Source organism: Paenibacillus sp. AN1007 (genome assembly GCF_040702995.1).
Classification (GTDB): domain Bacteria; phylum Bacillota; class Bacilli; order Paenibacillales; family Paenibacillaceae; genus Paenibacillus.
This window is the reverse complement of record NZ_CP159992.1, coordinates 5881959-5904027: the sequence shown is the minus strand read 5'-3', so window position 1 is coordinate 5904027 and position 22069 is coordinate 5881959. Positions and strand designations below refer to the sequence as shown.

The window sequence follows — 22069 nt, the reverse complement described above, 5'->3', positions numbered from 1 at the left end:
AGCAGCTCTTTTTGTGACAGCAGCATCAAAATAATTATTGGGTGACCTCACTGACCTTGAAATGGTAAAAAGAAAAACGCAGCCTATAATGGAAATAGCACCCTTCGAGATAAACCTTCACGTAACTCAACTAATGAGAGGTTTATGTATAGAAGGGTGCTTATTTTCCTACAGATGTGTTTTCGGTCTTACGATAGATTAGGCATATGTTCTAGATTATGAAGCTTTGGCCGCAGCCGCTTTTTCGATCAAAGCTTTGGCATCATTCATTGAAATGCCTTGTTTCGGTTGAAGCAGCTTGCTATCAGCTGTACCAAAAATCCCTTTGTTAATCAATTTAGCCAGAGAATCCACAGCATATTTTGAAACGGTCTGACCATCTTCAAAACCTGCAATAACTACAGCCGCATCTTGACCTGAAGCTTGATCCTTCAGAAGCTTCGCGAGGATTACAGCCGCTTCTTCACGAGTGATCTCACGATCTGGGTAGAAGTTACCGCTGTAGCCTTGAATTAAGCCGGCTTTAGTCGCTTCAGCAACTGCATCCGCATAGGCAGCATTAGGTGAAACATCCTGATATGAAGGTGCTTTAGATACTTCGTTAAGCTGCAGCATATCTACCAGTGCAGTTACAAATGCAGCACGAGTAATGGGATCATTGTTAACTGGTGCTGGTGTTTCTGCTGGCTCTGCAGATGCAGCCAGATTCGTAATACGTCCTTCTTTTTTGGCTTGAATATCGCCGCCTTTGAACGTATCCACGATGTACTTATAGAATACATCCAGATCAATTGGACCAGCCAAGGATGATTTTGCTTCGACAAGTACTTTGTAGTTATCTCCACCTGCGGCCATGAAGTTGTTCACAACAGCGGTATACGTTTGTTTAGGATTAACCGGTGTACCATCTTCCAGACTAAGGCTTGTAACACGTTCAGCAGCCGGCTTGCTGAAGTCAGCTGTGTATTTCAGACCAGCAATTTGCAATGTTTTCGTATTTGGTGTGCCATCCGCATTGGTACCCCACTGCTGCAGCAGCAGTGTTTTTACCTGCTCGCCAGTCAGCTCCAGCTTGACAAGCGTGTTACCGAAAGGCTGGATTTTAGCCAGGTCGGCAAAGGTCACATCCCCTTTTGGCAGATCCGCACGGATACCGCCTGGATTCATAAATGCAAAATCCGCCTTGCCTGCTTTATCTCCGAAGTCCGCTTGACGCATCGCATCTGCAATCAGGTTGCCCAGTGGGGCTTCGTTATTATAAGCATCTGTGCGCAGAACAGAACCATCTGTTGTACCTACTGGCTTGGTCAGCTCAGGGTGTTTGTCCAAGGACTTTTTAATAATAGCGAGTGTTTCAGGATCTTCTTTTACACCCTCTTGGAAGGTTGTAGTCACAGTGGCTGATTTCTCGGTTACATCCCCGGTGACAGGGTCAATCATCAGCTTGATATCTTCAAACGCCGTACCATAAGAGTATGCTTGAACAATTAATTTTCCATTCACTTCACCGTTCGCCAGAGCATGGTTATCACCGGCAACGATGACATCAACGGGAGAGTCAGCTGGCAGCGCCTTAGCTAGATCGGCAGCTTCCCCGGTCGTTACACCTTCTTTGGTGGAGGCTGGATCATGTGCCAGCACGATAATGGTTTCTACGCCTTGGCTTTGCAATTCTTTTGCATATTTATTAACGGCTTCAACTTCTTCTTCAGCACTCAAGAAACGCACACCTGCCGTACCTGCTGGAGATACTTTGTTCGGAGTTGATTTCGTTACGAGTCCAATGAATCCGATTTTAACGCCGCCTACTTCTTTGATAACATACGGTTTGATCAAAGTTTTGCCTGTGGATGTTTCGATTACGTTTGCATTGACATAATCAAATTTAGCACCCGCATGAGTAACCTTGCCTTCTTTTGGATCAAGACCACCGAAGATTTGTGCTTTCAATGCGGCGATTCCTTGGTCAAATTCATGGTTGCCCAGAGAGCCGACATCAAAGCCCATCATATTCATCCATTCCATTGTAGGCTCATCACGATCAAGGGATGAGACTGGAGCAGATGCACCGACAGAGTCCCCGTTGTGGAACAGCAGGGAATGCTCATATTTGGCTTGAGCTTCTTTGAGATAGGTTGCTAGAATTGGAGCCGATCCTGCCTTCTTGTCACCAACCATAGACGTTGTATCCAGCTGGCCGTGAAAGTCATTGATTCCAATCAAATGTACTTCTACATCTTTGCCTGCGGCAGAAACCGAACCTGCTGCACCGAGCAGCTGTGTAAGTAGTAGTGCAGCAGCTGCTGCCCGAATGGTGCTTTTCCCCAAAACATTTTTCCAAGTCATGCGTGAACCAAACCCCTCTCCTATTTCAGATCCTGAGATATTTTACCATAGTTTAATTCGCAAAAGTGGAAGATTATATTAAATCTATGTAAAAATCTGCGAGTTTATCGGAGAGGGTAATTAAGCTCAATAGATTAGGACTCATAAAATTGAAAATTATGTATTTTAACTTTTTAGTTGCTATAGTGGAATAAAATGTTATATATTTTATTTGTAATCATCTTATATCCCTGTTAAATGAACATCACCCTCTTTAATACAGCCTGCCTTTTGAGAAACTTCAGGAAATTCCTATCTCAATTTTGATTTAGATATAAATGGATCCTTATATACATTGTAAAAGCAGGACATTTCTATTAAAGGAGGTGACTCTGAGAGCATAAAATCTCTTGATTTCCCGTTAACCACCTCTGGGGGATGTGATGACTGCTCTTTCACCACTCCTGGCCGAACGCCGTGCAGCCTTACGCAGCAGCTGTAAGAAGGTATTTGTATTGTACTAGGCATCGATCTTAACCATTCTAAGGAGTATAGGAGTGTGTTCAATGAGAGCACTATTTATCCCCAGATCTTTTCGCATTTTTATTGCCTGCTTATTAATACTGACCTTTGCCGTACCTGCAACAGCTTCCGCAGGTTATCTTGGAGATAAACTCCTGATCGGTCAAAGCATGCAAAAGGGAGACTATCTCACCTCCCAGGATGGCAGATTTACAGCCATTTGGCAGGATGACGGGAACTTTGTGATCTATCAGAATGGTTCTTCCCTTTGGAGCAGTGGTACGAGTAAAAATGGAGCCCTTTCTTTTAAATTCGAACCTCAATACGGGAAACCCGTGATGTATAAATATGCAATGAAATATCAGGATGTTTACCAGTATGCTTATCGCTACGGCTTCAATCCCGCCACTGGTAAATTTGAATATTTCTATGGCTGGGGCTGGGATAAAATTTTGGTGCCTGACACGTCCAAATTAGTATCTGCCTGGACTCCGAATACCGAAACCTGGATTTCAGGGCACCACGGCAGCGGGCTCCCAACCAGTACAACAGGGGATACGCTGATCATGCAGAATGACGGAAACCTTGTACTCTATAACACAACCTTGACCACTCCCTATTACCCGAACAGCTGGATTCCAGTCTGGGCATCCAATACGGGCGGACGATAATCCAGAAGACAGTGACTGGATAGAGTCCAAAATGAAAGAGATTGAGAAATGACTCATCCTATAAACACTAAAGCACGAACAATCTGAATTAGGATTGTTCGTGCTTAGTGATGTCGGGTTCAGGTCGGTCTAGGGTCTAGGCTGCTCCGTTATTCTATTGTCATGGCTTTATAGATTCTATGAACTCTTTGTCCAATAAGACAATGACTTTGTGTTTCTTGATTGTAAAAGAGCCAAAGGTGCCAGCGCTGGTAAATCCTGCATGCACTTCCGGTGCTCCCTTTTTAGTGAAGACCAATGTTTCATTCGAATATTTATATTTCTCAGCGCTGTAACCGCTCAGATCAAGGTTCATCAAGGCTTTGGCTTCTTTTTGCGCTGTTTTAGCCAGTGTTTTTGCATTCAAGCTATTGAGCTTTTTCTGTTGGGCCTTATATTCTTTTTCGCTTAGATTCTTATTCTTATAAGGTGACACAATATCCCATAATGAAACAGATACGGGTTTAAAGGACTTCTCCTCAATCTCCACCCATACCTTTCCTTTATTCGTGTTGTATTCAAAGCTATACACTGCAGGCTCACCTGGTCTTATTATAATAACCTTTAATTTCCGATCAGTCTTGCGCACTCCCTTGCCGATATTATTTAAGACTATATCCGCCGCTTTCAGCGCAGCGGACGGAATTTCCTTTTCATTAGCATACTGCACTCCGTATTCAAGTTTTCCGTCTTTCAAGGAAATCATACCCTTGGAATTAGATGCCTTTACCTCTACAGGGGAGCCTTCAAATAATCGTATTCTGACGTACTCAAGCGGTTCATGCACTTCAGGGAAGGTCAGCTGCCATGCTTTGTCCAGCTGCTCTTTCAATTTAACCTCTCCCAGTTCCTCGTACTTCACTGTTAAATTAGCCATAGTAACAATTCCCTTGGATGATACAAAAATATCGTCAGACTTATTCTTGTTTGTCTTAAGAATGTAAGTGCTTCCCTCTTTCTTGGAGACGAAAAGCGAAGGTGAATTTCCGGTAAACTCTTCAATTTTGCTTTTAGCAGCATCAATCATCTTCTGATTCGCAGCATCGGAGGCAGAGGAAGAGTGGCTGCTATCAGACTTGGAGGGCTCAGCCAATACATCACTATTCAGAGTTGTGGTGATTGCCGCTCCAAAGATGAACATAGAACTCAGGACGAGCAGCGGCGTTTTCAGCTTCATTTTTCATTTTCCATTTTTTATATATTTTTTTAATAAATCTCAAAGTAATAAAATTATGTACACGGCCTATCCAAAAGCCCCCCTTTTTATCCCTTTACTCAATAACGCATAATAAGGCCCTTTTTGTGACACATCGATTTGATATCTTGAATTTTTTAGCTAAAAACACGAGGGGCTGTCTCAAAAGCCTCTAAAAACACACATCGGTGAAGTGATGTACACCGATTTGTTGTGTAAATTTGAAAACGGGGCTATCCCGAGTCTTTTTATGACTTATGGGACAGCCCCTTTTTTAAATTCGCTTTTATTCCAGTTTTTTAGAGCATCGACACGTTACCATAAATCTTCCGGAATGTATTTGATCATCGTTTCGGAACCATCTTCATTGATTTTGTACGTATGCGTTCTTGTCGCTTCCTCAACATGTCCGAATGACCATCTGCCCGATCGGTTATCTGGATATGAAGCTTCAACACCAGTCAATGGGCCTCTGTACAGCATCCCGTTAATCATCTTGACAGCTTCTTCTCGGGTGATCTGACTGTTCGGTTGGAAGGAGCCGTCTTTGTATCCTCCTGCGATACCAAAACGGTACGTTTCATCAATGGACTGCTCTGCCCAGCTTCCCCCAATATCGGTAAACGAGCTGACTCGCAAAATAGGATCCATCTTTAGCTCCCTTGCAACTCCGAGATAACGGGCAATTGCTGTCGCGAGCTCTGCTCTTGTAATTGGTTGATCCGGCTTGAATGTGTTATCCGCATAACCTTTAAATATCTCTTTCTTTGCAACTGCTTCAATATATTCAGCACCCCAGTAGTCTGCAGCAGTATCGCTGACGACTGGACGTGACGAACCTCATTTTGCAGCCGAAGCGTCCGGGTAAAGATCGCAGCAATCTCCGCACGGGTAATGAGTCGTCCTGGTTTAACGTTACCATCCAGATAACCCATAATGTACCGGTCATGCTTATGTTCGTAACGGTTAGAATACAACATCACTTTAATCAAGGATGTGTCATCCTGTGTGTTCACGAGCGTAAGCTTATGATCTGTACCTATTCTGGCAGTTATGGTCGCAAAATCCTCACCCATGTTCATATCATTAACCTTGAGTTTGAATGTTAGTTTACCCTGCGTTCCTTTTGCCAGCTTACCAACATTCCACTTGATTTCTTGATTTGTCACGATACCGCCATTTGCATCAGCTAAACTTAATCCCGAAGGGATGTTGGCTTTCACATACACTTCATCAGCGTCGATCCATGTCTTATTGGCATACATCACTGTAAAAGTGAGTGTATCACCTTCGCTGCCCTTCATTTTGTCGACAAGAATCGCTGCAGCGAGATCTATGGATTGAGATTGTGTAGGAACAGTCTGCGTGAGTTCATCGCCGTATCATACATATGGAAGTTTACGAAATAACCTGAAAAATCAAGGTGATATGAATGAGAAAGCTGGATGACAGACCCCATCTCAATGACCATAACGTGACCAAAAGTAATATGCTCCTCATGCCCGTTAATCGACAGCGAAGCTTGACCATCCGTCACCAACAGGAGAGAAGTGTGATCCAGCTGCAAGCTGGATTGTTCCGATAATACCTTTGTTAGTTCTTTAATCTCTGTACAATGCGCAATCCGGTTAAGGTTAGAATCAAACATGATGTTCTCCTTTAGATCATTGTGTTATTCCGAGAACCCGATTTTGTATGCTGCTTCGTTCAACTTAACGAACAAAAAACGCCCTGTCTACTGGTTTGTTATAAACCGTAAGCAGGGCGTGAGTTTGGCTGCATCATTATTTATGTCTCATACTGAAACGTTTAATGGCTTCCTCTGTTACTGGTTCGAACAGGTTCACCAAGTTCCCATCGGGATCACGAAACAGCAGCGAGCGGTTTCCCCACGGCATCGTCGTTGGTTCCTGAACCCAATGATTAACATGAGGTTTCAAACGAATATACTCGGTATCGACATCGGCTGTATGGAACTCCAGTATGACTTGATGATGATTGGCTCCCCGGGTTGTATCCATTCCAAATAACGCTGTCGTCTGGGTGTGACCGATGGCAAGGGTGCATGTTGGCAATATGAACTCTGCAAACACCGGTGAAGGTCTCTTCGCCGCAACCCCCAAAACGTTCTCGTAAAAATCAACGAGACCTTCTACATTGTCAGTAATAATACGTACAGAAGCAAAATTCACAATGATCATCCTTCCCTATTCCTAATGGATTGTGCTGCAGTGCAGGCTTCTTACTGGTCCATCTCATGCAGCTCAACTACACATATCTGATTATAAATAAACGCCACTGACAGCGTTATGTCAGCAGCGTTTATCCCATTTCTTAGGTTGGAAAGAATGCCACGCTCTAGCTCTAATTCATAAACATAATCGTGGAAATGCCTTTTTGCCTGTGTGGATCAGGTATATGCAGCATACCGATGTCAATCAAATGGTGGAGTATGTAGGTGCGCATTGTCCTTGAGGCCAAGCTGTTCTGTGACCAGTAACGCACATATTTATGGGCATGTCTAGGCTGGCCTTCAAGATGGAGTCGGTAGACTTCCTGATCCAATTGTACTGCAGCATCTTTCATCTGTTCAGAGGGTTGGGGTATTGCAGCCTGCAGACGTTCTCCTGTTTGCTTGTCCTTGCAGTAAACAACATTGATTTCAGAATCAGATTCTGTGCGCAGTATATATTGCTTTTCAAAAAGGCGTCGGTAAGCATCAATATTCGTATGATTTTGCGGTAAATCTCCTTTAATTACATGCATTAAGCCGATGAAGTCTGAACTGAGGTTATCTCTCCAGCCGCCCTGCCTGCCGCACCACCACGTATCGATCTGCCAGGCATTTAATGAGAATTCTTCAGAAATCCGGTTCATATCACCACAGACATAATATAAACCGCGATCATAGCTTACATTGAACTCTCTAGCGATGACTGCGTAAGCAGCATAATATCCACCATCTTTACGATGAACTGCAACCTCATCATGACCTATCTTCTCGAGCTCTTTAAATCCCAGCTGTTGACCTGCATACGGAACAAGGCTCCACATCAGCAGGTTCATGTCCCCGTTCGGGATATAGACACCCGTTTCTTTGAAAACATCAGTCATTGCAAAAAACTTTAAGAAGTAATGCTCGACAGCAATCGCTGCGTACTCCTGGTACAAACGATGCAGAGATTCACTTTTCGTCTGAGATGGTTCCTCTATGTACATATTCGTACGATATTTGCCGCCTGCGAGGAGATCCAAAAATCCGTACTCTTCTAATGATTGGACTTCGTCCTCTATGAATACAGGCGAGATCCCCAGTTCTTCAGCCATTTCTTTAACAGTAAGCGGCTTGTGATAAGCGGCAAAAGCGATATTTTGTCTGATAGCTGTTGCTAAAAAGTTGGAGGTATCGCCTTTACTGCCCGGGGAACCGACATGGCCTAAACTTGACATGCGGACCGGATGAATACCCAGACTGCCTATCGATCGAATGGTGCCCATCTTGTGCTTCAGCTCCTTTTTCGCTTCGAATAAATGCCATTTGACCGTGCCGCTGGATAACCTCATGGCTGATGCGATTTCACGAATTTTCATGCCGCCGTAATAGTACTTAATTACAATCTCGCGCTGCTGGTGAGATAGAAAAGCGATCTCCCGCCGCAGTGTGCCAGCTGTTTCCTGGCGGATCATCGCATCCAGTCCCTCATCTTGGGATATCACCGCGTGATCATTGATCTGCAGCTGGCTGCTTCCTTTCACTTTCTCTCCCACGTATTTCGCCCACACATAATGTGCAATCTTAAAAATATAGCTGTTCAGATCCAGAAACTCCGTTTTCTTGAGAAGTGCCTGATAGACCTCCAGCGTGATTCTTCCCGCCAGTTCTTCGACTTCAGCGATACTGCCCGTTTTATTCAAAGCAAATCCATACAGCGGCTTAACGTAATCCTTGATGATGCAGTCGGCTTCTTTCTTCTCCATTGCACAAAGCTCCTTTTTCAGCGTACTCCATTAAATACTGCAGCGAAAACGAAAAAGGTTGGGAACTGTAGAAAAATAATTTAGTTACATCTCACGAAGCTGAGAAGTATCCCAATCTGCTCTTCCCAAATAACCACTACAGAGCACAGGACGGCCTAGGATTTCATATTTTTTTTATTATACGTTCTATCTCAAGCTGTCTTATGAGTGAAACTGAGTAATATTGCGTACAGATAATAAAGACTTATTGCAATGAAGGCACAATATAGTGACACACTTACGGTTGTTGGAGCCCAAACTTTCACAAATGACCACGAAAGGCCGCCCATAAATATAGGGGGCAATATAATTATACATCCTGTTACAGCAGCCGCCGTTATCGTATGCAGAAGAAGAGAAATCCTCCTCCTAACATTCAACGGATTCCACAACCGCTCCTTCTTGGCAAGGTTCCGGATAATGCTCACAATGAAAACAATAAACAAGGCACTGCAGCAGCCAAGAACTATACATACGAGAGTCAATATTTTATCCAGCACTTGAACCATGTCGGTATGCTGTATATTGACGTCATTCCCTTCCCAAAGATCCAGTACCCCCAGACCTATTGCTGTTGTATAGGATGTATTCATATTGGATAAAACGGCCACGCCCACCTGTTCCTCAGGCTGCAGGATAATGTAGGAGGTGTAATTGGGATTTGCCCCTTCATGTAATATATAAATCTTATCTCTTTTCTTATGAATAACCCAGCCACTAGCATAATAGCTGTCTTTATCAAAAGGTTCTACAGATGAATCAGGGATATGAGACAATTGTACGATTTGTCGATTGATCCCGCGGCCAGAGCCCCTTCCTAACTGGAAATTCATCCACTTCGCAATATCATTCGTACTGCTGATCAGATATCCGGCAGGTATGTTTCCTCTATAGATCGGCGCCTCGTAAGCCTGTGCCTGCATAAATCCAAGTCTGTATCCCGCTGCGGCTTCAGCAGACTGTGCTTGGTGTCTTCCAACCAAAGAATCGTTCATGCCGATCGGTTCCAGAATCTCCTGTTTTATATATTGGTCATATGGTTTCTTGGTTACTTTCTCTATAATGAGACCAAGCACATCATAATTGATTGTTGCATATTCCATAGAACTCCCTGGTTCACGATTCAGTTCCTGACCTACGAGCGTCCTGACGGTCAATTCAAGCGCGTTCTCTTCATTACTTTCAGGAATATGTACTATGGATTGAAAGGCAATACCACTGGTGTGATATAGAAGCTGATTAATCGTAATCGTCTGCGGCTTCCCTTTATAGTTCAGTTTGAACCAGGGGATATATGTCTGGACATCATCTGTTCGGTTTAACATCCCTTCCTTTTCCAACTGCAGTACAGCTAAACCTGTAAATGCCTTTGTTGTTGATCCAATTTCAAATTGAGTCTCTGCAGTTACCGGCTGCTTCGTCTCCAGATTGGCATACCCAAACCCCTGCTGATAAACCGTCTGCCCCTTCTCCACAACGACGAGTGAAATTCCAGGAATTTGACTGAGTTTTTGCTGCTCCTCAATATATGTCTCAATGTTATGTACTTTACTGTTTGGCTCGGCATGGACTGGAAAGGCTGATAAACCGTAAACCAGTATTCCTATTACGATAACCAGTGCTATTCCTGACTTAATATATTTTTTCATGCCAGTCTCCTTCACCCGAATTTAATCTTCTATGTAACCAATCGTGTAATTCGATGTAACCATGGAAATCTTGAAGGCACTGTACTTAATTTCACACTTAATCGTTCACACTTTTTCATTGTAGTTGAAGGTTCTGCCTGCTCATACAGGCTTGAGACTGATTTGGTCTTAGACCTGAGTCCGGGCTAAAATGATTTCGCTCTCCGAAAGCACGGCTAAACTTGCGTTATGCCATGAAATATCAGAAAAGCTGAACGGAAAACAGTGCATTTCCATCCAGCTTTGCTTCACTGATTTATTCTGTTAGCAGGCCGGTCAATCGCGATTGATGCTGCCTTTAGGGGCTTCTAATTTCTATATGGTCCTTTGGCCAAATCAGCTCTACCAACAAAGATAAATACGTTTCCGAAGTGCTTCATGAATCTTTTATACTCTGTATTTTCTTTCAAAATGATGATGGAAGGATAAGCATTCGTTTTGCGCTCCTTTAGCGAAGCGAACAGCTCCCTTTGCAAAGTACAATAAAACTTTCCTTCGGTATACTGGACCAGAAGGGGTGGAAGTTTGGAAGCATCATCATCTTCCTCTTCGCCTGCATCATTATCCCTGTTATGAAATGCTTCAGGTTGAACAAGACGTAATGGAAGCTTAACGACTCCGAAATAGATAGGCTCTCTCTCTATTAGGTTCTGCACAGCGGGAGCAGCCTTCAGGGTAAGCAGCAGGTAGAATTGAATCCATTCTTCAATCAGCCCGGCATTCGCATAGTCTACAGCTGATGCCACTGTCGGAGTATACCTTAAATCATTATCGTTATTTTTAGAATATATGATTTTTTTAATCGAATCCAAGGATAAGAAGTATTCATCTGCAAGTTCGGATATCGTAATTCCATGGGCGTACTTATTGCGAATCATCCGATTGCGCTTCTTCAGTTGAGCCCGGTAACCTGACGCTTCACCCCAAGCCCTTTTTCCTTCCCCCGAAGGAATATACAGCAGTTTCCCCGCTGCATATTTCTGAATTTCTTTCAACAATGCCTGTGGGAGTATGTCGCTAGCATTTTCATATTTCATCCGATCACCATCTATAAGGCATATAATCGATCTTTTAATTCACTGATGGACTTCATAATGGATCTGCAGGACTCCGTATCATCAATTGAAGCATGCCAGCGCAGCACATCAATCCCTTTATAATACGCCATACATAAGAATCTTTCCTGAAAATCGGGTATGACGATGTTTCTTTTCCTGCAGTAGTCGAACAGCAATTCCGGAATTTGCAAGTACGGCTTATTCAAGTCCATGATCGCAAAATCGAGAAGGAAATCGCAGATGCCGGACCTGCTCCAGTCAGGAAATCCGATCATCGTCCTGCCATCCGAAATCAAATTATCGAAGAATGCATTATTATATACCAAGTAACGTTTTCCTTCACAGTACTGAATTCTGTCCTTCATTTCCTGCAAGTATGTTTCAAAAAAATCACGATCAAGTATCGTTGTCTGGAACATCTCTTTCCAATTGTACCAATAGCCCTCTTTATGCTCTGCAAATGTTCCGACCAGAAACTCCTCACAGCTCCCGTATTCTGTTTTACATTCATCATCAAACTCACCACAGCCCTCTATTCCCTTGATATCGGATCTATGAATTTCCATGATCTTGTCAAAGAATAACTCGTGGCAGGCTTTAAACTGTTCCACGTTCAATAGATCGGCGCTAAACCCATTCGGCGTGATACACACATTCTCTGAAAGTATTGATCTAATGATACTGTCCCTACTCATCTTATCTTCTTCCTTTCCCAATTAGAATTCATCAGGTGCGCATCTGACCTAGGAAAAGGATAACATTGTAATTGCGTTGGATATAGGCAGTGAATACCTTAACTAAACTTTGCATAGCCACTACACAGAGTTTCCAATATATCAGGCGCTGTATTCGCCTATTCTGAAACGGCCAGCTTCAGCCCAAATTCATAGAATGCCACAAGGCCATCTACACTTACATATCACTCTTCCTTTCATGAATTAGGATTTTCATCCATTACACTTAAGAAAATTGACAGAAACCGGCTGCAGGGTGCCGTATCTCCTTTTCTATTTTGGCGAAAATATATAGCGAACCAAAACCAAATGGATAACTACCATCCTCTCGTATCAATGTATCGGGATAACCATCTTCATCGACTTGGAAAAAGAATGATAGTGAATCCTTCTTGAGTTTTGCGAAATAATAGTCTTCATTCTGAATCAGTCTCGGATTACCGCCCACCTTAATCAAAAAGGGCTGCTCCATTGATATTTCGTCCTTGCTTCGTTCTCCGTGTGAGATGGAGTGTTTTATCAGATCCTTGTGAGTAAAGGACCCCTGTGTGCTTTCCGCTGAAACAGGATGTTCGATTACCTTGATTGAGCAGTGAGGATAGATGTTATTCTCCAAATAGATATCACGATCCTCAGGGATAAAGATCGAAATCATGCACTCTGGTTTGAAGGGGTGGTTAAGGCTCAGATAAAAAGCATACTTCTGGTTACCTTCGTGGATGTGTTCTGCTTGGTCGTCAAAAAACTCGGGTGCATTTCCGCCGATCCAGCCTGCTCTATGTTCATTGGTTAAGAAAGGTTTGGCATAATAAAGAATAGATTCTACTCTAGCAGTCAAAATATTCGCTTGATTCTCTATAGTCACTTTACAACTCCCTCTCCAGAATCTGATATTCACTTATTTTATTCGTATACAGCACTCATCTTCATTATAAAGAAGACTTGTTTCTGATCCAGCTACGTTTAACCTCATTCCTGGAATTTTATTAGAAGTTAGGGACAAAACAAAAAATCGCGTACTCTAAAGAGAGCACGCGAGACGAAACAGATTCATTTCTTGTTTTGCATCGAACTTAACGTTTTACCGCCACCACCGCTAGCCGGCCATTTTCAGTCGAATATTCACATGTGGACAGTACAACAAGCTTATCACCATACTGAGCTGTTACACCTGTGTCATAAAGAGCGAGTTTTTTGATATTCTGAACATATGAATCGAACTCGGTGGACGTCTTTACATTCTCAATCTGATAGTATTTAAACACGTCATCTGATTTACGATACACTTTGGATAGAATAACAGCAACAATCTCATACTCTTCCTTTTCGTAAAGCGTGCTGAACTCGAATGCAGCATGCTCTTTATAAAAGCTTTCACTCTTGTATTTCATTAGATCTTTAAACATCCAGCCACTTTTCATGTGATGTCCATGAATCAGTAAAATATCTGAACCATTGATCTGGCTGTGCCTGTCCAAAAAAGGAAGGCCGCTTTGGGTTTCCTTTTTATCGAAATCATGATCGAGATAATACTCCACATCCTGTGGATTTTGCATGACCGGGTACTCAATTCGAGTGCCGTCAATCTTCAGCCAGCCCACAATGTCCGAGTTCCGCTCGTAAAGGGCTCGAAACTCAGGAAGCATAACTGGCTTATGCGTCTTATTAAACAAAAAAGAGGGGACTGCATCCCCTCCATTTTTATTTGACCCTTCCTCCCACATGCTCGTTAACTCATTCATTTTCTGCTGCTCAGCATAATCGCGCAGCAGCGTTGCCGAAATACCGATGAGAGAAAACACCAACACAAGGAAGGAAATGGCGATAAGAATTTTTTTCGTTTTGCTCACGTTCTTACCGCCTTTCCGGTCATTAGATGTGCTTCTTATTCTTGTTACCGAGCAGACAGAAAGTAATCGTGATCAAGGACATCAGCGCCAAAATCATATAGAACATTGGTGATACACTGTTGTCTCCTGTTTTCGGAGCATCGTCCAACTCGCTGCTGACGTTATCAGTAACATGGTCACCGTTGTCGGTTCCACTGTCGCCAGTGTTAGTTCCATTGTTGCTGTTGTTGGTTCCTGGAGTACCGGTGTTCGTTTCTGGAGTACCATTGTTGGTTTCTGAAGTACCGGTGTTCGTTCCTGGAGTTCCACTGTCGGTTCCTGGGATACCGTTGTCGGTTCCTGGGATACCGTTGTCGGTTCCTGGGGTACCATTGTTGGTTCCTGGGGTACCATTATTGGTTCCTGGGGTACCATTATTGGTTCCTGGGGTACCATTGTTGGTTCCTGGAGTACCATTGTTGGTTCCTGGAGTACCATTGTTGGTTCCTGGAGTACCGCTGTCGGTTCCTGGAGTACCATTATCGGTTCCACTGCTGCCTCCGTTGCTGCCTCCGCTGTTGCCTCCGGAGCCACCTCCTGAACGGATCGGTTTCATTGGTACGTCGTATTTGACAATGTCAAAATCTACAGAAATCGTACCGCTTGTGTGCGTTTGGTATCCATCCTTCGTTACGACCAGATAGTAATCTGCTTCTGGAAACACCATGTACGCATAGAATCCATTGGCATCGCTATCCTGCTCTGGACTCTTGTTGTCGTGCGGCGGGAAATTCGGAACCGCTGGAAGTGTTACTTTTGTACCCGGAATGCGGCCGTTATCTCTATTCCGCTGTGTATCCGCATAATACAGTGTAACTTTGGCTCCTTCAATTTTCCTGCCCGTGCTCGCGTCTCCTGTGGTTTCATCATAGACCGTACCGTAAGGATCAACTAATTCTTCAGAGATATTCAGCTCTCCGTCAGCCTTCACGTCAAGTTTCGTCACTTTGAGGAGCAGCTCCTCACCAGTCTCCACTTGATAACGAACTTCCATGGTGTACTTCTGTTCGCTTAATCCTTCCACTGAGAAAGTTCCGTTCGGAGCCATTGGAAAAGCCTTAGGGCGACCATTCTCCGTAATATATTTACCGTCTCTGTCCTTCAGGTAGATATACATATGGCTGGTATACGAGTTGTTAAATAACTCTGTTGTTCCATCCATTTGTTTGAGCAGAATGATACCTACAGCCGTAATATCCGCTGGAACGATCTCCTCTATAACACTGCTGTTCACATTCGCTTTTTGTGTAAACTTGACAGGTACATCTTTCCCGCCTACCCGATACAACTTCGTATAAGTGATTGTGTAGTCCGTATCGGCTGCGGCTGGGACAGCATATTCACCCTTCTCATTCGTCTTAATCTGAAGCTCTTCTCTTGTCTTCAGATCGGTCACTGTGATGGATGCATTCGGAATGACTTCCCCTGTATTGTTATCACGCAGTACACCTTCCAGATAAGGGCGAGTATTCTTAAATTTAGCTTCAGCCGCTTTTTTCTCTGGAATCACACCCGTGCGAATAAAACTTTCCGGGTCCGTCACGTAGCCATCTTTCGTATAATCGTCTTGGATTACCTTATACTCCAGAGATGTCGGCAGTCCCTGCACAACAAGTGTCTGGCTATCTGTAAGCTCGAAGCTATCGCCGTTCTTGATCATGCCCTTGCTGCCATCTGACTTCTCATAGACGTAGGACTCATCTGATCCCTCACCTGTGAAGGTGACTGTGTACTTAAACAGCTTGCTCTTATCTTCGTCTTTGCCTTTCACTGTGTTGCTGATGAGTAGTCCGCCCTTCAAGACGCGCACGTTCGTGAATGGAGCTTCTTCATCTATGCCCTTCATCACTTCGGTATAATACCGTCCCTCAGGAGTAGTCATGTATTCATCGGTTGTGTAATCTTTTTGGCTAACTGTGTATTTCAGGTTCTTAGGCAGATCTGAAATATCCAGTGTCTCTCCGTCCTTGAGGCGGAAGGTGTCGCCAGACTTGATCTTACCTGTACTATCATCCGACTTCGTGTAGGAGTAACTTTCATCTTTGCCTGTATCCTCAAAGCGAATGGTGTACTCAAATTCCTTCGTCTTATCGCCACCGCTGCCCATGACCGTATTACTGATGGTCAATTTATTAACGATTCGCTCGTTGATAAAGTCTGCTTTATGATCACCTTTGTTCACTATGGAGCCGGACAGCACTCTCGTATCCGGTGCAGTTGTATAGCCTTCAACGGTTGTATAATCGTTCTCGGTTACGGTATAGCCCAGATTCGCAGGCAGAGCAGGAAGCACTACAGATTCCCCGTGCTTGAGGGTGATCTCGTCTCCATTTTTGAGCGTTCCAGACGTATTATCCGATTTTTTATAAACATACTCTCCGTCCTTACCTTCACTAGCGAAGGTCACGGTGTATACAAACTCTTTGTTTGGATCACTGCCGCTGCCTTCTACCTTATTGGTAATGGTCAGCTTGCCTTGGGCAGGAGTAGGCACAATCAGCGGTTGATCCGAGGTTACTTTTACACCGTCTACCCAGAGAGGTTTCCCCGGTGTATTTCCTACATAGACTTGATAAATCTTTGTCGTAGGCAGCCAAGTACTTAAGTCAATGTACGTTTCCTTCAGCTCATAGTAGCCTGGGTCAGGGAATAGCAGATTAAGTTTCCCTTCACTATCGGTTTTCCTTTGGGCAACTGTAGTTCCGTCGTCTTTTTTATAAAGTGTAAATTCTACATCTTTAAGCGGATTTCCATTCGGATCTACTTTTCTCAGAGGCAGTATAGCATTCGAACTTGAACTACCTGCTACGTCCGAACTGTCCAATGTACTTTCGCTTCTGGCACTGACAGCACTCAGACTGTCATCGCCCACCAGTTTTACCTCGTTGCCCATTTTGTCTCCAGCTTTTGCTGTAGAAGGATCAACTTCTGTCTGGTACACAAACTGATAAAATTTATTAGGGTCTTTCATTAAGAATTTCAGAACCGTAGTTCTTCCTGCGCCTGGTGCAGCTTCTACTTGAACTTCAGCATTCGGGTCGCTCAGGTCAATTGCAGTGTCCTCTCGTTCCAGAGTACCACTAGCTGTTAGCTTAGCAGGATAGACTGCCATACTAGGTGATGTCAACACAAGCTTTCCGTTAACTTCATAACGCAGGTTCATGCCTGCACCCAGGGTATCCTCCAGATAAACGCCCTGCTTCATGTTAAATGGCGGAGTATAGTTTACTGTCCATTCCAACACACCTGGAACAGGTTTAGTTACCGACTTGCCCAAAGTCTGGATCGGTACGATTATCTTACGCTTTTCAGAGACAATCTTTTCTACTCCACCCCAAGACATATGGAGGTCAGCTTTGTTATATACCACCTGCTTGTCCGTGCCATTGGTCGTGTATTCGTCCAAATATACCTCTAGAGCTGCGTTAGAAGGTCTTGCCTTCACCAAGATAACATAAGGACCTTCCAATTTAGAGAAAGTGAACGTTCCTACGCTGCCATTATGGGTGAAAGAGCTTACGACATGAGCATCAGTGCCTGGTTCAATAATGGTTTTGGCATCGTTTCTCGTACCGTAATCTAAACCCGCACCATTGTCGGAAAGTCCTTTCCAAAGCTCATAATCTTTACCTTCAGAAAATGGGACGAACTCCCACCCTTCAGGCAGTGTGTCCACCAGTTTGATGCTGCTAATGACTCGATTACCGCCGTCCTTAGCCATTTCTTCTGTGTTATATCCAGGCATATTTACCCCTAAACGGAAGGTGACCGTCTTGGTTGCCCGATCATAAGCAGAAATCGTCCATGCTTCATTGTTATCGTTTCTAATGTAACTATGAACATTGTTCGGGTTCACATTTTCGAATGTACCATCTGCTTTCATTGGCTTTGATGCAAAGAGCATATCCTTGTTCAGCATACGCAGATGAAGGTTAGCGCTCTTTTCCGCTTGTCTTACGGTATCGCCATCAATGAGCAAAGCGCGATTCGAACTTGTTTTTCCATCGTTGATATCCTGTCTAAAAAGGATGTCCGGGTTGGTCTCCAGTGCACGGAAACTGAAGGATGCAGAATTTTCCGTATACCCAGTCACCTTAATCAAATCGGCCACCACTTTACCGTCCACCGTTAAAGGAATTGACTTCATCGTCAGATTGTCTGCACTCGTCTTCAGCGTTCCTGCCTTATACTGCTTCCAAAGCTGCGCGGAAGTTACATTTGCTTTGATTTTCGCGATGGTTTCTGCACTCACTTCACCAGTTACATCTACGGCGTTGTCCAAGACTTCCATATTACCGCCATGTACCAGGACATCGTATACCGCCGCATTCGGCAGAGCATATTGTGGAGCAAGGTTAACCGTCCACGTAATGCTGCCTTGGTTGTAATCCTCTATGGAAACAGCACCTGATTTGGTGAAATCATGTGCACCGATGCTGACGATGGCCTCGTCCGTTACTGCTTCAGGCCATTTCCCCGCCTTCACATCGTTGTTCTGTATACCAGCCGGTGTATCCAAATTCCAGTTGGCACGAGGGACAATTTTGAAGTTGGAACCACTTATTACTTTGCTTTTAATAAATAAATCCACTTTACCGTTAATATCTCCAAAAGAATACACGCCGTTTGCATCTGGTGTAATGGATGATAATCCAGATTCAGCGCCATCCTCTTGCCATTCAGCCGATACATAATTCAGCCCGTCAGGTAATACATTGGTAATCGTAAAGTCCTTCAAGCCATTTTTGTTATATTGGTTAACTGTGACCTTCCAGGTAATGATATCACTCGCATGATCGTAAGAGGCACTGGATTGAATCCAGTCGGGAGCAAAGGACATCTCCAGCCCGGCCTGCACCAACATGCTATCCTCTTGTCTCAGTTCTACCTTACCATTCATATCCCGGTGGCTGCGCCCCAGATTGCTTGGCGGATTCCGATACTCGTAATAATACGATTCTTTTGGAATCCAGGTTTTATATTCCACTTTTGGTTCCGGACCTGTTCCAGATGGAAAAATGTAAGTCAGCGAGCCATCTGCTCCAATGACCGGGGTTACACTTTGATTATTAACTTTGAATGAACCCTCCATGTAAATTCCTTTAACATTTCCTGGTTTGGAATTATATGCTGAGGGATTCGTATAAAACGTCTTTCCGTCTAACGGCAATTTGATCGTTTTATCAAACCGGTCAGACGCGGATACGGTTGACTGCCAAGTAATCGCGCCTTCAACGAATTGAGCCGGTTCAATGCCGCGATAACTATACTGATCCCATCTGATCATTCCAGGCGAGGTTAACGTGATACCGTACTCTGCTGTAACATCTGGATTCTCCAGCTGATATGTACTACCGAAGATGTTGACAGGCTTTTTCTCGCCATAATCCAATCCCGTTACATCTGCATCAGCTGTCGTTTCGAAACTGAATGTAATACCTCGTCCTACACCATTGAAAAAATTATCCTCACCGTCAAAGACAACTCGAATGCTATTAGGATTAAAATAGGCAGTACCTAACTGTTTGGTGCCTGAGTCGGTCTGTGCATTCAACGTTTTGGTAGCTGTTGGAAGCACTACTTCCTTGAAATAATCTTCTCTTTTCAGCTCAATCCAGTCACCCTTTTGAATGTATTTCTCAGGATCTGCATCTGTTGGATAGGCATCATCCCCATTGACAGGCAGCTTGAGTCCTTCCGATTTGAGCGTAAATGGCTGTCGCCCCTTAATAATACCGTTCGGATCAACAACAGCATTCCCCTGCATCACTACCAGCGGAAAGGATGAATTAGATCCCATAAATACTGCTGTTTTATCCATTGGGACAGCCGCCACCATTTGGGATCTATTGGGTGCATCCTGTGCTTCCTCAGATACTGAGGACGGTTTGTCCACAATCGGCGAGTCAGGCTCGCTAACCGCTTCCTCGGATGGTTCGTCCACAATCGGCGAGTCAGGCTCGCTAACCGCTTCTACTTCAGTATCATTAGGCGCACTCTCTGCATATGCAGCAGTGGAGAACATCACTGTCTGCAAAACAAGCATTATTGCCAGAAATAAGGACAATAACGGTTTACCTACATTGCGTCTTTGCTTCAATACGAGAACCTCCTCCTTTTTAAAATATTTGGCGGAACCCAGAGACTTTTGCTCTCCCTCTACCCGCTCTTCTCCTTACAACAGGAAATTGATAAAAAATGACATCCCATTTGTAGGGCATACCTGTCCATTATAAATTAGAGGTCTAACCAAATTCTGACCACGGGTATATATGCCCTTTAGACATGATTCGTACTAAGCTGCGTCCATCAGCTATGTGCCGTAATTATAGTGTTAAAATATTGGTTACGAATCTTATATCAAAGAAAAAAGCGCCCTGCCTACTGATTTAACAATCAGTAAACAAAACGCAATTCATGGAGATACTATTTATTCAGGTATATACGGAAGATCCAGTGTCTTCGGAACGTTGATTACATGCTTTTCCGTATACGTGCGGATCCCTTCCGCACCATATTCACGGCCAATACCCGATTGCTTGAAGCCGCCAAAAGGGAACCGAACATCAAGCCCCTGCACAGCAGCTGTATTGATCATCGTTGTTCCAGCTTCGAGCTCACGGGCCAGAGAGATGGCATCCTCTTCTTTTCCCCATACAGAACTCGTAAGCCCATAAATACTTTCATTGTGCAGTTTAATGACCTGCTCTTCATCGTCAAAGGGCAGAATCGGAACGGTAGGACCAAACTGTTCCTCCATGACAATCGGATCATGAACATCGCAATCCAAAACAAGTGTTGGCTGCAGGTAGTATCCTTGTTCAAACCGCTGCTGATCAAGAATTTGGCCGAGAGGGATGACCTTGGCCCCGCGCTTTTGCGCATCTTCAACCAAACTTTGCACATAATCTCTCTGCTTCAGGTTATTGACGGGACCTACCGTCGTATTTGGATCAAATGGATCACCAATTCGAATCCAACGATTGGCGGCTTCAATATATTTTTCCAGAAATTCATTATAAATCGAACGGTGTACATATACGCGTTTGGCAATCATACAGATTTGGCCTGTCGTCAAGAAGTTAGAGATGACAATCCGGCGCATAGCTCGCTCATCATGAACCTCAAAGCTTTCCAAGAAGATTGCCGCGTCATTCCCGCCAAGCTCCAGCGTCATATCCTTAATCGTTTCGGAAGCGGCTTTGATTATATGCTTCGCTGTTGCGGTTCCACCTGTAAAGGCGATTTTTGTCACTAGAGGATGACTCGTCAGTTCAACGCCCACATCGGCATCGCCGTATACAACATTGATTACACCAGCCGGGAACTCACTCGCAATGATCTCTGCCACCTTCGCCGCCGCTAGTGGTGCATATGGACTCGGTTTAAGCACAATCGTATTGCCCGCAAGTAAAGCTGGCGCGATCTTGATCGTAGATAGAGCAATAGGATAGTTCCATGGACTAATCGCTGCCACCACACCAATTGGATCATAGGATACAATGGTTTTACCATGGTCATGCTCATGGATCTCTTCCGCCAGAACGGAAGCAGCTTCATTACAAGCAAACTCCATCCACATCAGCGAAACAAATATTTCACCATGTGCATCATACAGCGGTTTACCATGCTCTCTGGACAGCAAATTCACAATTTCATTCTCTGCTGCTTTAATTTTCTCTATCGCCTTGCGCATCCGAATAATGCGTTCATCAATGGAGGTCTTTTTCCATGTTTTAAAAGCAGCTGACGCTGCTTCGATGGCGGTGACCGCTTGTTCTTTCGTAGTGACAGGAAAATAACCTACGATTTCAGCAGGGTTGGCCGGATTCTCTTTTGCTAACTGCGAAAGGGATTTTACATGCTGACCGTTAATAAAGGCTTCAACTGTAACTGTCTCTTGATCTGCTTGAATCGTCATATGAAATTCC

General features: G+C 44.0%; 13 protein-coding genes and 2 pseudogenes. 1 reads left to right on the top strand and 14 read right to left on the bottom strand.

All coding sequences use genetic code 11. From position 1 onward, the window contains the following. Positions 1 to 216: 216 nt before the first annotated feature. The gene (locus tag ABXS70_RS26570; RefSeq protein ID WP_366292136.1) at positions 217 to 2346 is read right to left on the bottom strand and encodes a 5'-nucleotidase C-terminal domain-containing protein; all 2130 of its coding nucleotides are present in this window, start codon (positions 2344 to 2346) and stop codon (positions 217 to 219) included. A gap of 545 nt (positions 2347 to 2891) precedes the next feature. Here ABXS70_RS26570 and ABXS70_RS26565 point away from each other — a divergent pair. Next, entirely contained in the window at positions 2892 to 3518 is a 627-nt protein-coding gene (locus ABXS70_RS26565; protein WP_342553516.1) for a hypothetical protein, read from the top strand. 160 nt (positions 3519 to 3678) lie between these two features. Here ABXS70_RS26565 and ABXS70_RS26560 read toward each other — a convergent pair whose 3' ends face one another. The 13 genes and pseudogenes from ABXS70_RS26560 to ABXS70_RS26500 form a co-directional block, all read right to left on the bottom strand. Further along, a complete protein-coding gene (locus ABXS70_RS26560; protein ID WP_366292132.1) occupies positions 3679 to 4734 on the bottom strand; it encodes a hypothetical protein in 1056 nt (351 codons plus the stop codon). A gap of 333 nt (positions 4735 to 5067) precedes the next feature. Then, complete coding sequence (locus tag ABXS70_RS26555) at positions 5068 to 5403, bottom strand: S-layer homology domain-containing protein (protein WP_366292129.1); 336 nt, start codon at positions 5401 to 5403, stop codon at positions 5068 to 5070. A gap of 386 nt (positions 5404 to 5789) precedes the next feature. Then, positions 5790 to 6089, bottom strand: a pseudogene (locus ABXS70_RS26550) (hypothetical protein); the annotation flags it as partial. Next, positions 6086 to 6400 carry a hypothetical protein gene (locus ABXS70_RS26545; protein ID WP_366292126.1) on the bottom strand — a complete coding sequence of 105 codons (315 nt, stop codon included), beginning with the start codon at positions 6398 to 6400 and terminating at the stop codon, positions 6086 to 6088. The gene ABXS70_RS26545 and the pseudogene ABXS70_RS26550, both read right to left, overlap by 4 nt. Positions 6401 to 6536: 136 nt before the next feature. Next, a complete protein-coding gene (locus ABXS70_RS26540) occupies positions 6537 to 6944 on the bottom strand; it encodes a VOC family protein (RefSeq protein WP_366296784.1) in 408 nt (135 codons plus the stop codon). 172 nt (positions 6945 to 7116) lie between these two features. Further along, a complete protein-coding gene (locus tag ABXS70_RS26535) occupies positions 7117 to 8730 on the bottom strand; it encodes a sigma-70 family RNA polymerase sigma factor (RefSeq protein ID WP_366292123.1) in 1614 nt (537 codons plus the stop codon). Between the two features lie 191 nt (positions 8731 to 8921). Continuing rightward, on the bottom strand, positions 8922 to 10418 hold the full coding sequence (locus tag ABXS70_RS26530; protein ID WP_366292120.1) for a serine hydrolase domain-containing protein: 1497 nt from the start codon (positions 10416 to 10418) through the stop codon (positions 8922 to 8924). Between the two features lie 818 nt (positions 10419 to 11236). Next, positions 11237 to 11494 (bottom strand): annotated as a pseudogene (locus ABXS70_RS26525) (CD3324 family protein); the annotation flags it as partial. Positions 11495 to 11505: 11 nt separating this feature from the next. Continuing rightward, positions 11506 to 12231, bottom strand: a complete 726-nt coding sequence (locus ABXS70_RS26520) for a hypothetical protein (RefSeq protein ID WP_366292117.1) — start codon at positions 12229 to 12231, stop codon at positions 11506 to 11508. Between the two features lie 244 nt (positions 12232 to 12475). Next, the gene (locus ABXS70_RS26515; protein WP_366292114.1) at positions 12476 to 13114 is read right to left on the bottom strand and encodes a hypothetical protein; all 639 of its coding nucleotides are present in this window, start codon (positions 13112 to 13114) and stop codon (positions 12476 to 12478) included. A 208-nt stretch (positions 13115 to 13322) separates the two neighbouring features. Then, positions 13323 to 14099, bottom strand: a complete 777-nt coding sequence (srtB, locus tag ABXS70_RS26510; protein WP_366292111.1) for a class B sortase — start codon at positions 14097 to 14099, stop codon at positions 13323 to 13325. 22 nt (positions 14100 to 14121) lie between these two features. Beyond that, on the bottom strand, positions 14122 to 20238 hold the full coding sequence (locus ABXS70_RS26505; RefSeq protein ID WP_366292108.1) for a SpaA isopeptide-forming pilin-related protein: 6117 nt from the start codon (positions 20236 to 20238) through the stop codon (positions 14122 to 14124). A gap of 330 nt (positions 20239 to 20568) precedes the next feature. Further along, positions 20569 to 22059, bottom strand: a complete 1491-nt coding sequence (locus ABXS70_RS26500) for an aldehyde dehydrogenase family protein (protein ID WP_366292106.1) — start codon at positions 22057 to 22059, stop codon at positions 20569 to 20571. Positions 22060 to 22069 lie beyond the last annotated feature (10 nt).